Annotated in this window: 13 protein-coding genes; 10 read left to right on the top strand and 3 right to left on the bottom strand. The window is 53.8% G+C overall.

What is annotated here, in order from left to right; all coding sequences use genetic code 11:
- Positions 1-98 precede the first annotated feature (98 nt).
- From Q3A88_RS03315 to rluA, 4 genes are all read left to right on the top strand, one after another.
- Positions 99-1679, top strand: coding sequence for a sensor domain-containing diguanylate cyclase (locus Q3A88_RS03315; protein ID WP_317177453.1), 1581 nt, complete (start codon positions 99-101; stop codon positions 1677-1679).
- Positions 1680-1986: 307 nt separating this feature from the next.
- The gene (locus Q3A88_RS03310) at positions 1987-4353 is read left to right on the top strand and encodes a DNA polymerase II (RefSeq protein ID WP_110162383.1); all 2367 of its coding nucleotides are present in this window, start codon (positions 1987-1989) and stop codon (positions 4351-4353) included.
- A gap of 185 nt (positions 4354-4538) precedes the next feature.
- Positions 4539-7442: an RNA polymerase-associated protein RapA gene (gene rapA, locus Q3A88_RS03305; protein ID WP_039283501.1), complete on the top strand. Its 2904-nt coding sequence runs from the start codon at positions 4539-4541 to the stop codon at positions 7440-7442.
- 168 nt (positions 7443-7610) lie between these two features.
- Positions 7611-8264 (top strand): bifunctional tRNA pseudouridine(32) synthase/23S rRNA pseudouridine(746) synthase RluA, encoded by a 654-nt coding sequence (gene rluA, locus Q3A88_RS03300; protein ID WP_014916685.1) that lies wholly within the window; start codon positions 7611-7613, stop codon positions 8262-8264.
- 83 nt (positions 8265-8347) lie between these two features.
- On the opposite strand, the gene djlA is transcribed toward rluA, so the two are convergent.
- A complete protein-coding gene (gene djlA, locus Q3A88_RS03295) occupies positions 8348-9238 on the bottom strand; it encodes a co-chaperone DjlA (RefSeq protein ID WP_317177404.1) in 891 nt (296 codons plus the stop codon).
- Positions 9239-9423: 185 nt separating this feature from the next.
- Here djlA and lptD point away from each other — a divergent pair, with 185 nt between their 5' ends.
- The 6 genes from lptD to apaH all read left to right on the top strand — a co-directional run bounded on the left by lptD (position 9424) and on the right by apaH (position 16381).
- Positions 9424-11793 carry an LPS assembly protein LptD gene (gene lptD, locus Q3A88_RS03290; RefSeq protein ID WP_317177403.1) on the top strand — a complete coding sequence of 790 codons (2370 nt, stop codon included), beginning with the start codon at positions 9424-9426 and terminating at the stop codon, positions 11791-11793.
- A gap of 218 nt (positions 11794-12011) precedes the next feature.
- Positions 12012-13307, top strand: a complete 1296-nt coding sequence (gene surA, locus Q3A88_RS03285; protein WP_110162382.1) for a peptidylprolyl isomerase SurA — start codon at positions 12012-12014, stop codon at positions 13305-13307.
- On the top strand, positions 13307-14308 hold the full coding sequence (gene pdxA, locus Q3A88_RS03280; RefSeq protein WP_317177402.1) for a 4-hydroxythreonine-4-phosphate dehydrogenase PdxA: 1002 nt from the start codon (positions 13307-13309) through the stop codon (positions 14306-14308). Before surA ends, pdxA begins: the two co-directional genes overlap by 1 nt.
- Positions 14301-15119, top strand: a complete 819-nt coding sequence (gene rsmA, locus Q3A88_RS03275; RefSeq protein ID WP_014916690.1) for a 16S rRNA (adenine(1518)-N(6)/adenine(1519)-N(6))-dimethyltransferase RsmA — start codon at positions 14301-14303, stop codon at positions 15117-15119. Before pdxA ends, rsmA begins: the two co-directional genes overlap by 8 nt.
- Positions 15120-15131: 12 nt before the next feature.
- Complete coding sequence (apaG, locus tag Q3A88_RS03270; protein ID WP_010299764.1) at positions 15132-15509, top strand: Co2+/Mg2+ efflux protein ApaG; 378 nt, start codon at positions 15132-15134, stop codon at positions 15507-15509.
- Positions 15510-15511: 2 nt separating this feature from the next.
- The gene (apaH, locus tag Q3A88_RS03265) at positions 15512-16381 is read left to right on the top strand and encodes a bis(5'-nucleosyl)-tetraphosphatase (symmetrical) ApaH (protein ID WP_317177401.1); all 870 of its coding nucleotides are present in this window, start codon (positions 15512-15514) and stop codon (positions 16379-16381) included.
- Positions 16382-16421: 40 nt separating this feature from the next.
- Here the strand turns inward: apaH and Q3A88_RS03260 are convergent, their stop codons facing one another.
- Entirely contained in the window at positions 16422-16616 is a 195-nt protein-coding gene (locus Q3A88_RS03260) for a hypothetical protein (protein ID WP_039521616.1), read from the bottom strand.
- Positions 16617-16757: 141 nt separating this feature from the next.
- Positions 16758-17282: a DMT family transporter gene (locus Q3A88_RS03255; protein ID WP_039278221.1), complete on the bottom strand. Its 525-nt coding sequence runs from the start codon at positions 17280-17282 to the stop codon at positions 16758-16760.
- Between the last annotated feature and the right edge of the window lie 35 nt (positions 17283-17317).

Genomic DNA, 17317 nt, shown 5'->3' with positions numbered 1-17317 from the left:
CACTTCAGTAATGTTGTTTTATGGTCAATTCTTTTGCACCGACGGGCATCAACACTTATGATAGCGGTCATTTTTTGCCATCGTGCCACACTGCCACTATGTTTTTTAAACTATTCAAACATTTCGGATTACGACGTCTTATCCTACTCCTGGCAGTGGCGAGCGCCTTGGTAACACTGGCAAACAGTTTTTATGCCAGCTATCGCGTCCAACGAGAGCTGCTGATTGATAACACCCTTGAAGCCAACCGCGTTTACGCCACCAAGCTCGCGGCAATGACCCATTCCTTCTTTAAAGAATCCCAGCAGCAGCTCGCCTACAGCGCCAATATCGTCGCTACCCAAATGGATGATAAGGCCAGCCTGTTTAAAGAAGCCGAGCGACTGCGGTTACAGACCAGCAATTTCAACTCAGTCGTCATTGCAGATGAAAAAGGCATCGTCAGAGCCACGTCACCCGATACGTTCCAATTAATCGGGAGAAATCTGACATCAGAAGGCGCGCTCGAAGCCTTGAAAGAAAAACAGCCGCTTATCAGCCAGCCCTATGTATCCGCCGCCAATAACCTCATCGTGCTGATATCTGCGCCGATATTCACACGAGATGGCCGCTATAAGGGGTTTATCGGTGGCTCGATCTATCTTAAGCATCCCAGTGTGCTCAATACGCTCTTAGACAAACACTATTACCGCGATGGTTCTTATATTTATGTCACCGATAAGAACAAAAAAATGCTGTATCACCGTGACATGGAGCGTATTGGCAAAACAGAAACTAATAATCTGAAGATCGATGCGTATCACGAAAATAATGGCAGCCAGCATATGGTGAACTATCTGGGTGAAACCATGCTGGCGGGTTACGCCGTTGAAGCCACCTCACAGTGGCAAATTGTGGCGCTTCGCCCGACGGACATCACGCTAAAACCGCTCGATAGCCTGATGCTGAACGTACTGCGTCACACGCTTCCACTCGCACTGTTGACCATCTTCTGCGTCTGGCTGCTGGCCCGACTCATCGCCCAGCCTCTGTGGCTGCTGGCGCGCAGTGCCAATAAGATGGATGCACTCGATGTCTCCGACGACATCAGAAATATACACTCCTGGTATTTCGAAGCCTCACAGCTCAAACAGGCCATGCTGCTGGGTATCGATTTACTCCAGCGCAAAATTGGTAAGCTGCGTTCAGAAGCACATTCAGACCCCATGACCGAACTACTCAATCGTCGTGGGTTGGATAGCGTGCTCCGCTACTGGCAAATGGGGCAAAAAAGCTTTGCAGTCATCGCACTGGATATCGATCGCTTCAAGCGCATCAATGACACCCACGGCCACGATGTCGGCGACAACGTCATCCGCTATCTCTCACAGCTTATTCGCACCAGCTCACGCGATGCCGACATTCTGTGCCGCAGCGGCGGTGAAGAGTTCCTGGTACTGCTGCCCGAAACCAGTCTGAATGAGGCTATCAACATTGCCGAACGATTACGCCAACGCACGCAGGAATCGACCATTCCTGTCGTGGGCAATATCACCATCTCATTAGGCATTGCCCTATGGGAACCGGGCGTCAGCAATATGCCAATCGATCGCACCTTCAAGCTGGCAGATGAAGCCCTGTATCAAGCCAAGCAAGAAGGACGCAACCGCGTGGTCTCTGCCTCCGGCAACGAGCAGTAATCCATTTTCCCCTTATTTTATATACCCTAAATAATTCGAGTTTCATGAAGGCGGCAACGGCGCGACAAATTCGTCGGGAACGAATTTGACCAGCCAACGGCTGGCCTTCGGTGAGAGACAGGATGTCTCTCATTTCATCCCCAGGAGCTTACTCAGGTAAGTGACTGGGGTGAGAAAGGGAAGCCAACGCACAAGCAGCTTGAAGTATGACGGGTATAGAGGTGATGTCGCTGGACATCACCTGTATAAATAACCATACTTATCCCTACCATCCTTCCTTATCCCGCTCGCTATAAAAGGCCGCTTAGTGACTCAGGTTCGTCAGGGGTTTCTACTGACCCGCCACTGGAATGACACACCAGCTGGCACACAGGTTGAATTCTGGCTGGCCACCGATGAGGGCCCGCTGCTCGCACGTCTGCCAGTACAGCAGGCCGTTGCCTTTATTCCTGCACAGCAGGAAGCCCGTGCCAGAACGCTTTTACAGCAGGAGAAACGCTGGCAGTTAAAACCGCTCGCCATGCAGGATTTCCACCATCAGCCGCTGCTGGGGCTGTATTGCCCGCAATACCGACAGCTGCTGCGGCTGGAGAAATTGCTGCGTGAAGGCGGCGTTCAGGTCTACGAAGCAGATATTCGCCCGACGGAACGCTTTTTGATGGAACGCTTTATCACCGCACCCGTGTGGTTTAGCGGCAACGCCGTTTCAGATAGCCTGCTGACGGACGCCCGCATGAAACCCAATCCTGATTACCGCCCGATGCTCAAGCTGGTGTCGTTGGATATCGAGACCACCCGCCACGGCGAGCTTTACTGCATCGGGCTGGAAGGCTGCGGGCAGCGTCAGGTTTACATGCTCGGCCCACCAAACGGCACGCCCGCCGAGCACGAAGATTTTACGCTGGAGTATGTCGCCAGCCGTCCGCTACTGCTGGAAAAACTGAACATCTGGATGCAACAGCACGATCCTGATGCCATCATCGGCTGGAATCTGGTGCAGTTTGACCTGCGCGTCTTGCAGAAACATGCCGAGCGCTACAACATTCCGCTCAAGCTTGGGCGCAACGGTCAGGCGTTAGAATGGCGGGAGCACGGCTTTAAACAGGGGCATTTTTTTGCCAGCGCCACTGGCCGTTTGATTATCGACGGCATTGAAGCGCTCAAATCCGCGACATGGAATTTTGCCTCGTTTAGTCTGGAGTTTGTCGCGCAGTCGCTGCTGGGGGAAGGCAAAGCCATCGACACGCCCTATCAGCGGATGGATGAAATTGACCGCCGTTTTGCCGAAGATAAGCCCGCACTCGCTCGCTATAATCTGCAAGACTGCGAATTGGTTACGCGTATTTTCGACAAAACCGAGCTGCTGCCTTTCTTGCTAGAACGCGCCAGCGTCACCGGTCTGGCGGCCGACCGCAGCGGCGGTTCCGTTGCGGCATTTTCCCACCTTTATTTACCGCGCATGCATCGCATGGGTTACGTCGCCCCGAATCTGGGTGACGTCGCACTTGAAGCCAGCCCCGGCGGATTTGTGATGGATTCACGTCCCGGCCTGTATGATTCGGTGCTCGTACTAGATTATAAGAGCCTCTACCCTTCCATTATCCGTACGTTCCTGATCGACCCGGTTGGGCTAGCGGTAGGAACACAAAATCCAGACGCTCAGCACGCAGTCCCCGGCTTTCGCGGGGCATGGTTCTCCCGCGAACAGCACTGCCTGCCGGCGATTGTTGAACAAATCTGGCAAGGACGTGAAGCGGCGAAGCGTACTAATAACAAGCCACTGTCGCAGGCGCTAAAGATCATCATGAATGCCTTTTACGGTGTGCTGGGCGCGACAGGCTGCCGTTTCTTCGATCCGCGTCTCGCCTCCTCCATCACCCTACGCGGCCATGAAATCATGCGCAAAACGCGCGAACTGATCGAGGAACAGGGCTATCAGGTGATTTATGGTGATACCGACTCCACCTTTGTCTGGCTGAAGCACGCACATAGCGAAGAAGAGGCCGCAAAGATTGGCAATGCGCTGGTGCAGCACGTTAACCAATGGTGGATACAGCACCTGCAAGACACTCAGCAGTTGAGCAGCGCGCTGGAACTGGAGTTTGAAACGCATTTTCGCCGCTTCCTGATGCCAACGATTCGCGGCGCGGAACAAGGCAGCAAAAAGCGCTACGCCGGCATGATCGACACGCCACAAGGCGAAAAGATGGTGTTCAAAGGGCTGGAAACCGTACGCACCGACTGGACACCGCTGGCGCAGCAGTTTCAACAGCAGCTCTATCTGCTGATTTTTCAGCAACAGCCTTATCAGGACTGGCTGCGGGATTATGTCGATCATACCCTGAATGGGGATTTTGACGATCTGCTGATCTACCGTAAACGGCTGCGCCGCCGGCTTGATGATTACCAACGCAACGTGCCGCCTCACGCCAGAGCCGCGAAAATCGCTGATGACTATAACCGCCAGCAAGGACGACCGCTGCAATACCAAAACGGCGGCTGGATCAGCTATGTGATGACCGTCAACGGCCCTGAACCGCTGGAAACCCGGCATTCTCCGCTGGACTACCAGTTCTATGTAGAACGCCAGCTCCAACCCGTCGCAGATGCCATTCTGCCTTTCCTGCACGACGATTTTGCTACACTGGTAACAGGTCAGATGGGCTTGTTTTAAATGGCAGATATTCATGTTTTTAAATGACAGGGGTTAATTCGCGCCATAGCAAGTTTGAGGGGTGACGAACGCACCGTCATCCATTACCATAACGCCCTTTCTGAATTTGCATCAGCAGCATTATCGGCACCCGATAATGTAATCAGACATTCCTCCGACACAGACGAACATCGAGCTAAGAATTTATGCCTTTTACACTTGGTCAGCGCTGGATCAGCGATACGGAAAGCGAACTTGGACTGGGAACGGTTGTTGCCGTCGATACGCGTATGATTACGCTGCTTTTCCCTGCCAGCGGTGAAAACCGACTTTATTCCCGCAGCGACGCCCCCATCACCCGCGTGATGTTTAATCCTGGCGACACCGTCACCAGCCATGAAGGCTGGCAGCTCAAAGTTGATGACGTGCGAGAAGAAAAAGGGTTGCTGGTGTATTGCGGCCAACGCCTGGACGATGAAACGTCGGCGGAACTGCGTGAAGTCTTCCTCGACAGCAAACTGACGTTCAACAAACCGCAAGATCGCCTGTTTGCCGGGCAGATCGATCGTATGGATCGCTTTGCGCTGCGCTACCGCGCCCGCAAGCATCAGAACGAACAGGCGCTACAGCAGCAGGTCGGATTGCGCGGCATGCGTGCCAGCCTTATCCCCCATCAGTTGCATATCGCCCATGAAGTCGGCCAACGCCACGCACCGCGCGTTTTGCTGGCGGACGAAGTCGGTCTGGGGAAAACCATTGAAGCGGGGATGATCATCCACCAGCAGTTGCTGGCAGGTCGTGCCAGTCGCGTGCTGATTGTCGTGCCGGAAACTCTGCAACATCAGTGGCTGGTCGAAATGCTGCGCCGCTTTAACCTGCTGTTCTCACTGTTTGACGACGAGCGCTATGCCGAAGCCAAGCTGGACAGTAGCAATCCGTTTGAAACCGAACAGCTGGTGATCTGCTCACTGGGATTTGTGCAACGCAGCGCCCAGCGCTTTGCGCAGCTCGTCAACGCCGACTGGGATCTGCTGGTGGTGGATGAAGCCCACCATCTGGTCTGGAGCGAAGAAAGCCCTAGCCCGGAATATCAGGCCATTGAAACGCTGGCACGCGCCACGCCGGCCGTTCTGCTCTTAACCGCGACGCCGGAACAGCTCGGCCAACAGAGCCACTTTGCACGCTTACGCCTACTCGATCCCAACCGTTTCCACGACTACCAGGAATTCGTTGCCGAACAGCAGCAGTACCGCCCGGTTGCCGATGCCGTCACGCTGCTGTTAGCGGGCGAAAAAGCCCAAACGGCTGAACTGAATGCGCTGAGCGATCTGCTGGGCGAACAGGATATCGAACCGTTGCTGAAAGCCATCAACAGCGACAGCGATGACAATCAGAAAGCGCGTCAGGAACTGATCACCATGCTGATGGATCGCCACGGTACCAGCCGTGTGCTGTTCCGTAACACGCGTCAGGGGGTTAAAGGCTTCCCGCAGCGTATCCTGCATCAAATCCGGCTACCGCTGCCGGCACAGTACCAAACGGCGATTAAAGTGTCCGGCATTATGAACGCGAATAAGGCGCTGGAAGTCCGCGCCCGCGACATGCTGTACCCGGAACAAATTTATCAGCAGCTCGAAGGGGACGATGCCACGTGGTGGAACTTCGATCCGCGCGTGGAATGGTTACTGAACTACCTGACTGCACATCGTGATGAAAAAGTGCTGGTGATCTGTGCACAGGCCGCCACCGCGCTACAGCTGGAGCAAGTGCTGCGCACGCGTGAAGCGATCCGCGCCGCCGTCTTCCATGAAGGGCTGTCGATTCTGGAGCGTGACCGCGCCGCCGCCTATTTTGCTTCTGAAGAAGAAGGCGCACAGGTGCTGATCTGTTCAGAGATTGGTTCCGAAGGCCGTAACTTCCAGTTCGCCAGCCATTTAGTGATGTTCGATCTGCCGTTCAACCCCGACCTGCTGGAACAGCGTATTGGTCGTCTGGACCGTATCGGACAGGCCAAAGAAATTCAGATTATGGTGCCCTATCTGGAAAGCACCGCACAGGCGTTGCTGGTGCGCTGGTATCACGAAGGGCTGGACGCATTTGAGCACACCTGCCCGACAGGCCGTACCATCTATGATGCGCACCACACGCAGCTGATCGAGCGACTGACGACCGTTGGTGAACAGCAGGGACTGGATGAGTTTATCCATGTTTGCCGTCAACAGCACGACAGCCTGAAACAACAGCTTGAACAAGGCCGCGATCGCCTGTTGGAAATGCATTCTAACGGTGGCGAACAGGCTCAGCTGCTAGCGCAGGCCATTGCCGAGCAGGATAATGACGTCAATCTGGTGACATTCGCCCTGAACCTGTTCGATATTGTTGGCATCAATCAGGAAGATCGCAGCGATAACCTGATCATCCTGACGCCATCCGATCATATGCTGGTGCCAGACTTCCCGGGCCTGCCGCAGGACGGCTGTACGATCACCTTCGATCGCGATCAGGCGCTCTCTCGCGAAGATGCACAGTTTATCAGTTGGGAACACCCGCTGATCCGTAACGGACTCGATCTGGTGCTGTCCGGCGATACCGGCAGTTGCGCAGTGTCGCTGCTGAAAAATAAAGCGCTGCCGGTCGGCACGCTGCTGGCAGAATTGGTTTACGTGGTGGAAGCACAGGCACCGAAACACCTGCAACTGACCCGCTTCCTGCCGCCTACGCCGGTTCGCCTGCTGATGGACCGTAAAGGCACCAATCTGGCGGCACAGGTTGAGTTTGAAAGCTTCAACCGCCAGCTCAATGCGGTAAACCGCCATACGTCCAGCAAGCTGGTGAATGCCGTACAGCCTGATGTTCACGCCATGCTGCAACAGGCGGAAGCGCTGGTGGAAACGCAGGCGCGCCAGCTCATCGCCGAAGCTCAGGAGCAGGCTGACCTGCAATTGCGCCGCGAGCTGGAACGTCTGGAAGCGTTGAAAGCCGTCAACCCTAACATTCGTGAAGATGAGCTGACTGCACTGGAAAACCAGCGCGAGCAGGTGCTGAGCAACCTGCATGAAGCCAACTGGCGTCTGGATGCGATCCGTCTGGTTGTGGTAACGCATCAGTAAGCGTTGCTGACTGCGGTATCGGCATCGTGCTATACCGCAGCCATAAAGACATGTTGTTTGCAAAATCGAGATACACGGGCCTACCACGGGGCGAGGTCTCCCTGCGGGAACCTCATCCCCGTGTTCTCCCTAATATCACACATTATACGTTGCCTGAAAGGTGCTCCGATGGAACCCTATAATCCGCCTACCGATCCCTGGTTGCATATTCTGTATCAGGATCAGCACATCATGGTGGTGAATAAACCCAGCGGTCTGCTGTCGGTTCCCGGCCGTGCGCCAGAACATAAAGACAGCGTCATGAGCCGTATTCAGGCTGACTATCCGACCGCAGAATCCGTGCACCGTCTGGATATGGCAACCAGCGGCGTGATTGCCGTCGCACTCACGAAAGCCGCCGAACGCGAATTAAAGCGTCAGTTTCGCGAGCGTGAACCCAAGAAATCCTACCTTGCCCGTGTCTGGGGACATATGGCACAGGATGAAGGCGTCATCGACCTGCCACTGATCTGCGACTGGCCGAACCGCCCGAAACAGAAAGTCTGCTTTGAAACAGGAAAAGCAGCGCAGACGGAGTATCAGGTACTTTCACGTGACGCTGACGGTACAACACGCGTCAAGCTGATGCCGATTACCGGTCGCTCCCACCAACTGCGTGTTCACCTGCTCGCGCTAGGTCACCCTATCCTCGGCGATGGCTTTTATGCGCATCCCGATGCCAAAGCACTTGCCCCCCGCCTTTTACTGCACGCACAAGAACTGGCTATTACCCACCCTGAATTCAATACCCCAATGCACTTTCGTTGCGAAGCGGATTTTTGAGGCAGATACGCCGACAGTATTTGCAAATCGGTGTTTGCTGGAACGGTAAAACGGGGAAGGAGTAAGAAGAGGAAGGATGCGGATTATTTTGTCTGATTCGCGCTTTTCAGCAGTTCATAGGCGGCCTGAATATCCTGCGCTTTGCGCTTGGCCATCTCCATCATCCTCGGCGAAAGCTTCTTGGCGACCAGCTTATCGGGATGATGCTCGCTCATGAGTTTGCGGTAGGCACGCTTAATCGTCACAGCGTCATCGCTGCTGCGCACGCCTAGCGTACGACAGGCACTTTCGACCGTTGGCCCACGCGGCGGTGAAACTGGGCGTTGGCCGCCATAAGAGTGTCCGTTGGAGTAACCCCCGCTGGAGTGGCCGTTACTGCGTCGTTGATACGATTTACCGTTCTGGCGTGACTGATTCTGCCGCGACTGTTGCCCCGTGCTACTTTCCATATTGCGCAGAAAGAACTCAAACTGCTCACGCGTCACACCCAGCTCATCGGCAATCACATACAACACGCGTCGTTCATTTGGATGCAAAACGCCATCAACAAACGCGACCTGAAGCTGAATTTCCAGAAACATCTTAATTAAATCAAAACGTCCCAGACAGGCATCACGTAGCTTGCGTAATTTTATTCGCAGAGGGAAATGGCTAGTCTTTCCTTCGCGGAAAGCCCGTTGAGCGGCGGTTCTGGCCTCACCAAATAGCTCAAGGCGATCCATCATTTTGGTTGCGATCTTGATATCAGCTTCCGTCACCCGGCCTTTGGATTTGGTCAGGTGCCCCATGGCCTGAAAGGTCGTGAGAAAGAACAATGACTGACGGGTAGACTGGGCGGAGAAATAATCACGGCGACGCGATGCCCGAGCTTTGTCAATCCAATGCCCCATCAGTAAGCCCATGATCATTCCCCAGATGCCAGCGCTTGAGACGATTCCCAGCGCCAACCCCAGCAACTTTCCCCAATACCGCATATACTCCTCAAATCCTCATGCCGTCAGCCAAAAATTGCTTTATCATACCTGTCATTTATCTTTGCACCTAACGGCGGTGCGTATAGGCGGTGGGGATTTAACACTGGCGCAACGCTAACGAGTGATATAGTCTCTGACCGCTTGCCGGCATGATGCCCCTGATGACGGAACACCTGATACTACGTATGAAAAAAAGTTTCCCAACTCTGCTGGCCACTCTGGTTTGGTCGGCGCTTTACAGCCAGCACGCGCTGGCCGATCTCGCTCAACAGTGCATGCTGGGTGTACCGACGTACAACAGACCGCTGGTAACAGGCGATCCTAATCAGCTGCCGGTCAATATTCAGGCCGACAAAACCGAAGCCAACTATCCCGACAACGCCAAATTCATCGGCAATGTTAACATCCAGCAGGGCAACAGCGTCATGACCGCCGAACAGGTGGAGCTGAACCAGCTGGATCCGACAACGCAGAGTAGCACGCCTACGCGTACCATTACTGCGACGGGAAATGTCCACTACGACGACAATCAGGTTATCCTGAAAGGCCCTAAAGCCTGGGCCAACCTGAACACCAAAGATACCGACGTCTATGAAGGCGACTATCAGATGGTGGGCCGTCAAGGGCGTGGTTCCGCCGACAAAATGAAAATGCGTGACAGCAATCGCTACACCATTCTGGAAAACGGCTCCTTCACTTCCTGCCTGCCGGGAGATAATAGCTGGAGTGTCGTCGGTTCGGAAGTGATTCAAGACAGAGAAGAGCAGGTTGCTGAAATCTGGAACGCACGTTTCAAGATTGCTGGTGTACCTGTGTTCTATAGCCCGTATTTACAGCTTCCTATCGGCGATAAACGACGCTCTGGCTTCCTGATCCCCAATGCGAAATATGGTAGCAGCAATGGCTTCGAACTGCTGACGCCCTATTACTGGAATATTGCCCCTAATTTTGACGCCACGATCACACCGCATCTGCAAACTAAACGTGGTATGCAGTGGCAGAACGAATTTCGCTACCTGACCACACCGGGCCTTGGTGTCATTCAGTTCGACTGGCTGCCCAGCGACAATGAATACGCCAAAGTCTCCCCGCAAGATAGTAACGATACCCGCTGGCTGTTCCACTGGGGTCATAGCGGCGTGATGGATCAGGTGTGGCGTTTTAATGCCGATTACACGAAAGTCAGCGACGACCGCTACTTCACCGATCTGGACTCGCATTACGGCTCGACCACCGATGGGTATGTCACGCAAAAACTCAGCGCAGGCTATGCGAACCAAAACTGGGACACTACGCTGTCTACCAAACAGTTCCAGGTCTTTTCCAATGCGACCAGCCGTGATGTCTACCGTGCTGAACCGCAGCTTGATATCAATTATTACCAGAATGATATCGGCCCGATTGATATGCACCTTTATGGTCAGGCGGTAAAATTTACTAACGTCAACGACAATCGACCGGAAGCGACTCGCCTGCACGTTGAGCCAACGTTGAATCTGCCACTGGCAAACCGCTGGGCAAGCCTGAATACTGAAGCCAAGCTATTGGCGACGCACTATCAGCAGGACAATCTCGATCGCTATCGTTCTTCCTCAACGCCAAACATTGATCAAGGTACAAAAGATGCACTGAAAGATTCGGTGAATCGGGTGATGCCGCAATATAAAGTCGATGGCAAGATGGTCTTTGAACGCGAAATGGACTGGTCGCAGGCTTATACCCAGACGCTGGAACCACGTGCGCAGTACTTGTACGTCCCTTATCGCGATCAGAGCAGTATTCATACCTATGACTCCACGCTGATGCAGACCGACTATTCAGGTCTGTTCCGCGATCGCAGCTACAGCGGCCTGGACCGCATCGCATCCGCGAATCAGCTTGTGACCGGTGTCACCACGCGTATTTATGATGATGCGTTGGTTGAACGTTTTAACGCTTCCATTGGTCAAATTTATTACTTCGATCGCCAACGCACTGGCGACCGCACCACGTCGTTCGATAGAAGTGAGAACAACGGCAGCCAGGTATGGGCAGGTGACTCCTTCCTGAGAATCGATGACAGGTGGGAGGTTCGCGGTGGTCTGCAATATGACAATCGCCTGAACGAAGTCGCGCTGGGCGATGCCGTGTTAGAATACCGTCGTGATGCGGAACGTCTGGTGCAGTTGAACTACCGTTACGCCAGCCCAGAATATATTCGTGACATGATCCCTAACGTTACGAACCCTGGCTTCCAGCAAGGTATTTCGCAGGTCGGTATCACCGCAAGCTGGCCGATCGTCGAACGTTGGGCGGTGGTTGGGGCTTATTATTACGACACCAAGGCTAATCAGCCAGCAAATCAGCTGATTGGGTTGCAGTACAATACCTGTTGTTGGGCCGTGAGCGTTGGTTATGAACGTAAAATTACCGACTGGAACAGCGCCAGCCGCAGCAGCGAATACGACAACAAAGTGTCATTTAATATCGAATTACGTGGTTTAAGCAGCAATTACAGTCTGGGTTCCGACAAAATGCTGCGTTCAGGTATTTTGCCTTACCAGCGCGCATTCTGATGCAATATGGTGTGCTTATACACTAAATAATTCGAGTTTCAGGAAGGCGGCAAGGGAAGGAATCCCGATGAGCTTACTCAAGTAAGTGATTCGGGTGAGTGAACGAAGCCAACGCACATGCAACTTGAAGTATGACGTGTATAGATGTGGCAAACAGGCTGTCTCACTAAAACGTTGGAACTTTTAACCCGCCTTGCGGATGAAATAATGGGAAAGGTATGAAGAACTGGAGAACGCTTATTCTCGGATTGGCACTGAGTGCCTCTACCGCGTTCGCAGCACCACAGGCGGTTGATAAAGTCGCAGCAGTGGTCGACAACAGCGTCGTGTTGGAAAGTGATGTAAACAGTCTTTTGCAGTCGGTAAAACTGAACGCCCAGCAGGCCGGGCAACAGTTACCGGATGACGCCACGCTGCGTCATCAGATTACCGATCGCCTGATCATGGATAACATCATCCTGCAAATGGCGCAGAAGATGGGTATCCAGGTGACGGATGAGCAGTTGAATCAGGCGATTACCAATATTGCCGCTCAGAACAAGATGTCTCTGGACCAGTTAAAAAGCCAGTTGGCTTATGAAGGTCTGAACTACAACACCTACCGTAACCAGATTCGCAAAGAGATGCTGATTTCGGAAGTGCGTAACAACGAAGTCCGCCGTCGCATTACCGTGCTGCCACAGGAAGTCGATACGCTGGCTAAGCAAATCGCCACCCAGACCGGTGAAAACGATGAGCTGAATCTGAGCCATATTCTGATCCCATTACCGGAAAACCCGACTCAGCAGCAGGTTGATGAAGCGGAAAACCTGGCAACGTCGCTGGTGAAACAAATCAATGAAGGCGCGGATTTTGGCAAGTTGGCCATTACCTATTCTGCAGACCCTCAGGCGCTGAAAGGCGGCCAAATGGGCTGGGGCAAGTTGCAAGAGATCCCAACGCTGTTTGCTGAACGCTTAACACAGGCGCAGAAAGGTCAGGTCGTTGGCCCGATCCGTTCTGGTGTGGGTTTCCATATTCTGAAAGTGAACGATATTCGCGGCGGTAACAAAAGCGTATCGGTAACCGAAACGCATGCTCGCCATATTCTGATTAAACCGTCTGTCGTCATGACGGACAGCCAGGCGCAAGCCAAGCTGGCCGAAGTGGCACAGCAGATCAAAAACGGCAGCACCGATTTCGCCTCACAAGCCAAACTGCTCTCTCAGGATCCTGGTTCAGCGAATCAGGGCGGCGACCTTGGCTGGGCTTCTCCAGATATGTACGATCCGGCCTTCCGCGATGCGTTGTTGAAACTGAAGAAAGGTGAAATCAGTCAGCCTGTTCATTCCTCTTTTGGCTGGCACCTGATTCAGTTGCTAGACACCCGTCAAGTTGATAAAACCGACGCGGCGCAAAAAGAGCAAGCGTACCGTATGATCTTTAATCGTAAATTCGCTGAAGAAGCGCAAACCTGGATGCAGGAACAGCGTGCAGCGGCCTATGTCAAAGTGATTAATGGTGCCAGTAACTAATGCAGACTGAGAGCAATACGCCACGCGTTGTGATCACCCCCGGCGAACCCGCCGGGATTGGCCCCGATCTGGTGATTGCTCTGGCTCAGCAGGCTTGGCCTGTAGAGCTCGTGATCTGTGCGGATCCTGACCTGTTACTCAGTCGCGCATTGCAGCTGTCTATGCCGCTGACGCTGCGTGACTATCAACCCGGCCAGCCCGCACAGCCACAACAGGCGGGTAGCCTGACCATTCTGCCGATCGCCGCACCGGCAACCATCATTCCAGGCCAATTAAATGTCGCTAACAGCGCTTATGTCGTTGAAACGTTGGCGCGTGCTTGCGATGGCTGCCTGAACGGTGAATTCGCCGCGCTGATTACCGGCCCGGTGCATAAAGGCATTATCAACGATGCCGGCGTTCCCTTCAGCGGACACACTGAGTTTTTCGCCGATCGCAGCCGCTGTGACCGTGTCGTCATGATGCTGGCAACAGAAGAACTGCGCGTTGCCTTAGCGACCACGCATCTTCCGCTTGCAGCCGTTTCTGCGGCGATTACCCGCCAGAGTCTGCACGAAGTCATCACGATTTTGCATCATGATTTGCAGAAAAAATTCGGCATCGCTCAACCGCAAATCTATGTGTGTGGGCTAAATCCTCATGCCGGTGAAGGCGGCCATATGGGCCGTGAAGAGCTGGATGTGATTAACCCGGCGCTGGACGAACTCCGGCAGCAGGGTATCACGCTGGTTGGGCCGTTGCCTGCCGACACACTTTTCCAGCCAAAGTATCTGCAACACGCTGACGCCGTTTTGGCGATGTATCACGATCAAGGGCTCCCGGTTCTGAAATATCAGGGCTTCGGGCGCGCCGTTAATATCACGCTGGGGTTAGCTTTTATTCGTACGTCGGTCGATCACGGTACAGCGCTTGAGCTGGCCGCAACCGGCAGCGCCGACCCCGGCAGCTTCATCACGGCATTAAATCTTGCCATTAAAATGATAAAACACAGTAATGAATAATCGCGTACACCAAGGTCACTTCGCCCGTAAACGTTTTGGGCAAAACTTTTTAAACGATCACTTCGTGATCGATAGCATCGTTTCGGCGATTCATCCTCAACCGGGTCAAGCGATCGTTGAGATCGGTCCCGGCCTCGGCGCGTTGACCGCACCCGTTGGCGAACGGATGGATCGTTTTACCGTTATCGAGCTGGATAGGGATCTGGCAGCGCGCCTGGAAACGCATCCGACGCTGAAAGACAAGCTGACGATTATTCAGCAAGATGCCATGACGATCGATTTCGCCGCGCTCGCTGAACAGGCTGGGCAACCGCTGCGTGTTTTCGGCAACCTGCCGTATAATATTTCCACACCGCTGATGTTCCACTTGTTCACCTATACTCAATCTATCCGCGACATGCACTTTATGTTGCAGAAAGAGGTGGTTAACCGCCTGGTGGCAGGGCCGAACAGTAAAGCCTTCGGACGCCTGAGCGTCATGGCACAGTATTATTGTCAGATAATCCCAGTGCTTGAAGTACCACCAGAGGCATTCAAGCCCGCGCCTAAAGTTGACTCCGCCGTAGTGCGACTCGTTCCTCATGCCGAGATCCCCTACCCGGTCAGCGACATTCGCGTGCTGAGCCGCATCACGACGGAAGCGTTTAACCAGCGCCGTAAGACACTGCGTAACAGTCTGGGCAACCTGTTCACCCCGGAAATTCTCACCGAGCTGGGAATTGATGTCTCCAGCCGCGCAGAGAATGTGACCGTTGAACAATATTGCCGATTGGCGAACTGGTTGAGCGAGCATCCTGCAAAACAGGAATAACTGGAGTTCATCATGATTAATGCGCCCCGTGTTTGTGTACAGGTTCAGAGCTTCTACGTGGAATCACAGTCGGAGCCTGATGAAGAACGTTTCGTGTTTGCTTACACGATTACGGTTCGCAATCTGGGGCGTCATGAAGTCCAGCTTTTGGGACGTTATTGGCTGATCACCAACGGTAACGGTCGCCAGACAGAGGTTCAGGGTGAAGGTGTCGTCGGCGAACAGCCGATTATCCAGCCCGGCGGCGAATTCCACTATACCAGCGGTGCCGTCATCGAAACGCCTCTCGGCACGATGGAAGGCCACTACCATATGGTTGACCATCAGGGTAAAGCGTTTCAGGTTTCCATCCCCGTTTTCCGTCTGGCTATTCCTTCACTGATACATTAATTATGTCTACCTATTTAGTTGGCGATGTTCACGGCTGTTTCGTGGAACTTAATGCGCTATTGGCGCAAGTTTCCTTTAATCCAGAGCAAGATACGCTCTGGCTAACTGGCGATTTAGTCGCACGCGGGCCGGATTCCCTCCAGGTTCTACGCTTTGTTCGCTCCCTCGGTTCCTCTGTGCGCATGGTGCTTGGCAATCACGATCTGCACCTGCTGGCCGTTTATGCGGGAATCAGCCGCAACAAGCCGAAAGATCGGCTCAACGAACTCCTTACCGCGCCCGATGCAGACGAGCTCATCAACTGGCTACGTCGCCAGCCGATCTTGCAGGTTGATGAAGAGCTGAAGCTGGTGATGGCGCACGCGGGCATCACACCGCAGTGGGATCTGCCGACGGCGCTCATGTGCGCACGCGAAGTCGAGTCGATCCTGAGCAGCGACAGCTACCCGCTTTTCCTCGATGCCATGTATGGCGATATGCCGAACCACTGGATCCCAGAGCTCAGCGGTCTGGCCCGTCTACGCTTTAGCACCAATGTCTTTACCCGTATGCGCTACTGCTTCTCTGGCGGGCAGTTGGATATGCTCTGCAAAGAACCGCCGGGTCAGGCACCGTCTCTGCTAAAACCGTGGTTTGAGCTGTCGAGCCAGGTTACCGGGGAATACGCTATTGCGTTCGGCCATTGGGCCTCGCTGGAAGGGAAAGGCACGCCGGAAAACATTTACGCACTGGATACCGGGTGCTGTTGGGGGGGAGAACTGACTATGCTGCGTTGGGACGATAAGCGCTATTTCACGCAACCGTCACTTTTATCAAACACGTCATCAAATACCGAGCTTTCTGGCGATAGCGTGCCCTTATCGGGTGAGTAAAGGCTCGAAAGCCGTTGCTCCATCGCCAACCGTGCCAGAGTCATAGAAAGGGGAAAGTCGTCTCAGACTGAGCCTTTTTGGATGACGGTACGGCCAACGCCTCGGCGGGAATCGACCAGATGCCACCGCCAAGAAACCCGGAAAGGCCGACGGCTTCTACGCCGCCTGACGGCAATTCACGTCGACGTGGATCGCTCAGGCGGTCAGTATTCAGATTACGGTTTCTATTCGTCATGCTTACTGTCTCCTATCTATCAAATACAGCGGCTTAACGACATCTCAATTGAACGACGGAAGCCGCTACTCGTTTTTATACTAGCGATGATAGATGACGGAAATGTGACCCCTTTCCGTTAAAAAATGGAGAAGTCATCTCTCACTGTGGCTGCTGGTGGGTTGCCGCGGTGGATTTTGTCAGCGGTTGAGAAGCCGCGGAATATTGCACCACCAGCATCCCCATCACGATTAACGCGACACCCGCGATTCGCCCCAGCGTCGCAGGCTTCACCGCCAATCCCATCAAACCAAAATGATCGATGATCAACGATGCCACAACCTGCCCAACAATCACGCAGACAATAAAACCTGAGGCTCCGAGCTTTGGCGTCAGCAACAAGGCGGCGGTGATATAGGCCACACCCGCCACGCCGCCCAGCCAGATCCACCACGGCCCCTGCAAGGCATTACCCAGTGCTGGCGTGGGCACCCGAGCAGCAAACAGAATCGGCAACAGCACGCAGATGCTGACCAGCAGTGAGACCAGCGTTGCCCAAAGTGGATGGCCTAACGAGCGCCCCAGCATCGCATTACTGGCGGCCTGAAAAGGCACAATGCTCCCGGCGAATACCGCAATACCCAGCGGCAGCAATAATGAGAGAGAAAAAGAAGAGAATAACGACATGGAGCCCCCTGATTCACAATATAAGTTCACAACGT

Source organism: Pectobacterium sp. HCp5_1 (assembly GCF_032905925.1).
Classification (GTDB): Bacteria; Pseudomonadota; Gammaproteobacteria; order Enterobacterales; family Enterobacteriaceae; genus Pectobacterium; species Pectobacterium brasiliense_A.
Note: the sequence above shows the minus strand (reverse complement) of the source record. Positions and strands in the feature narration are given on the sequence as shown.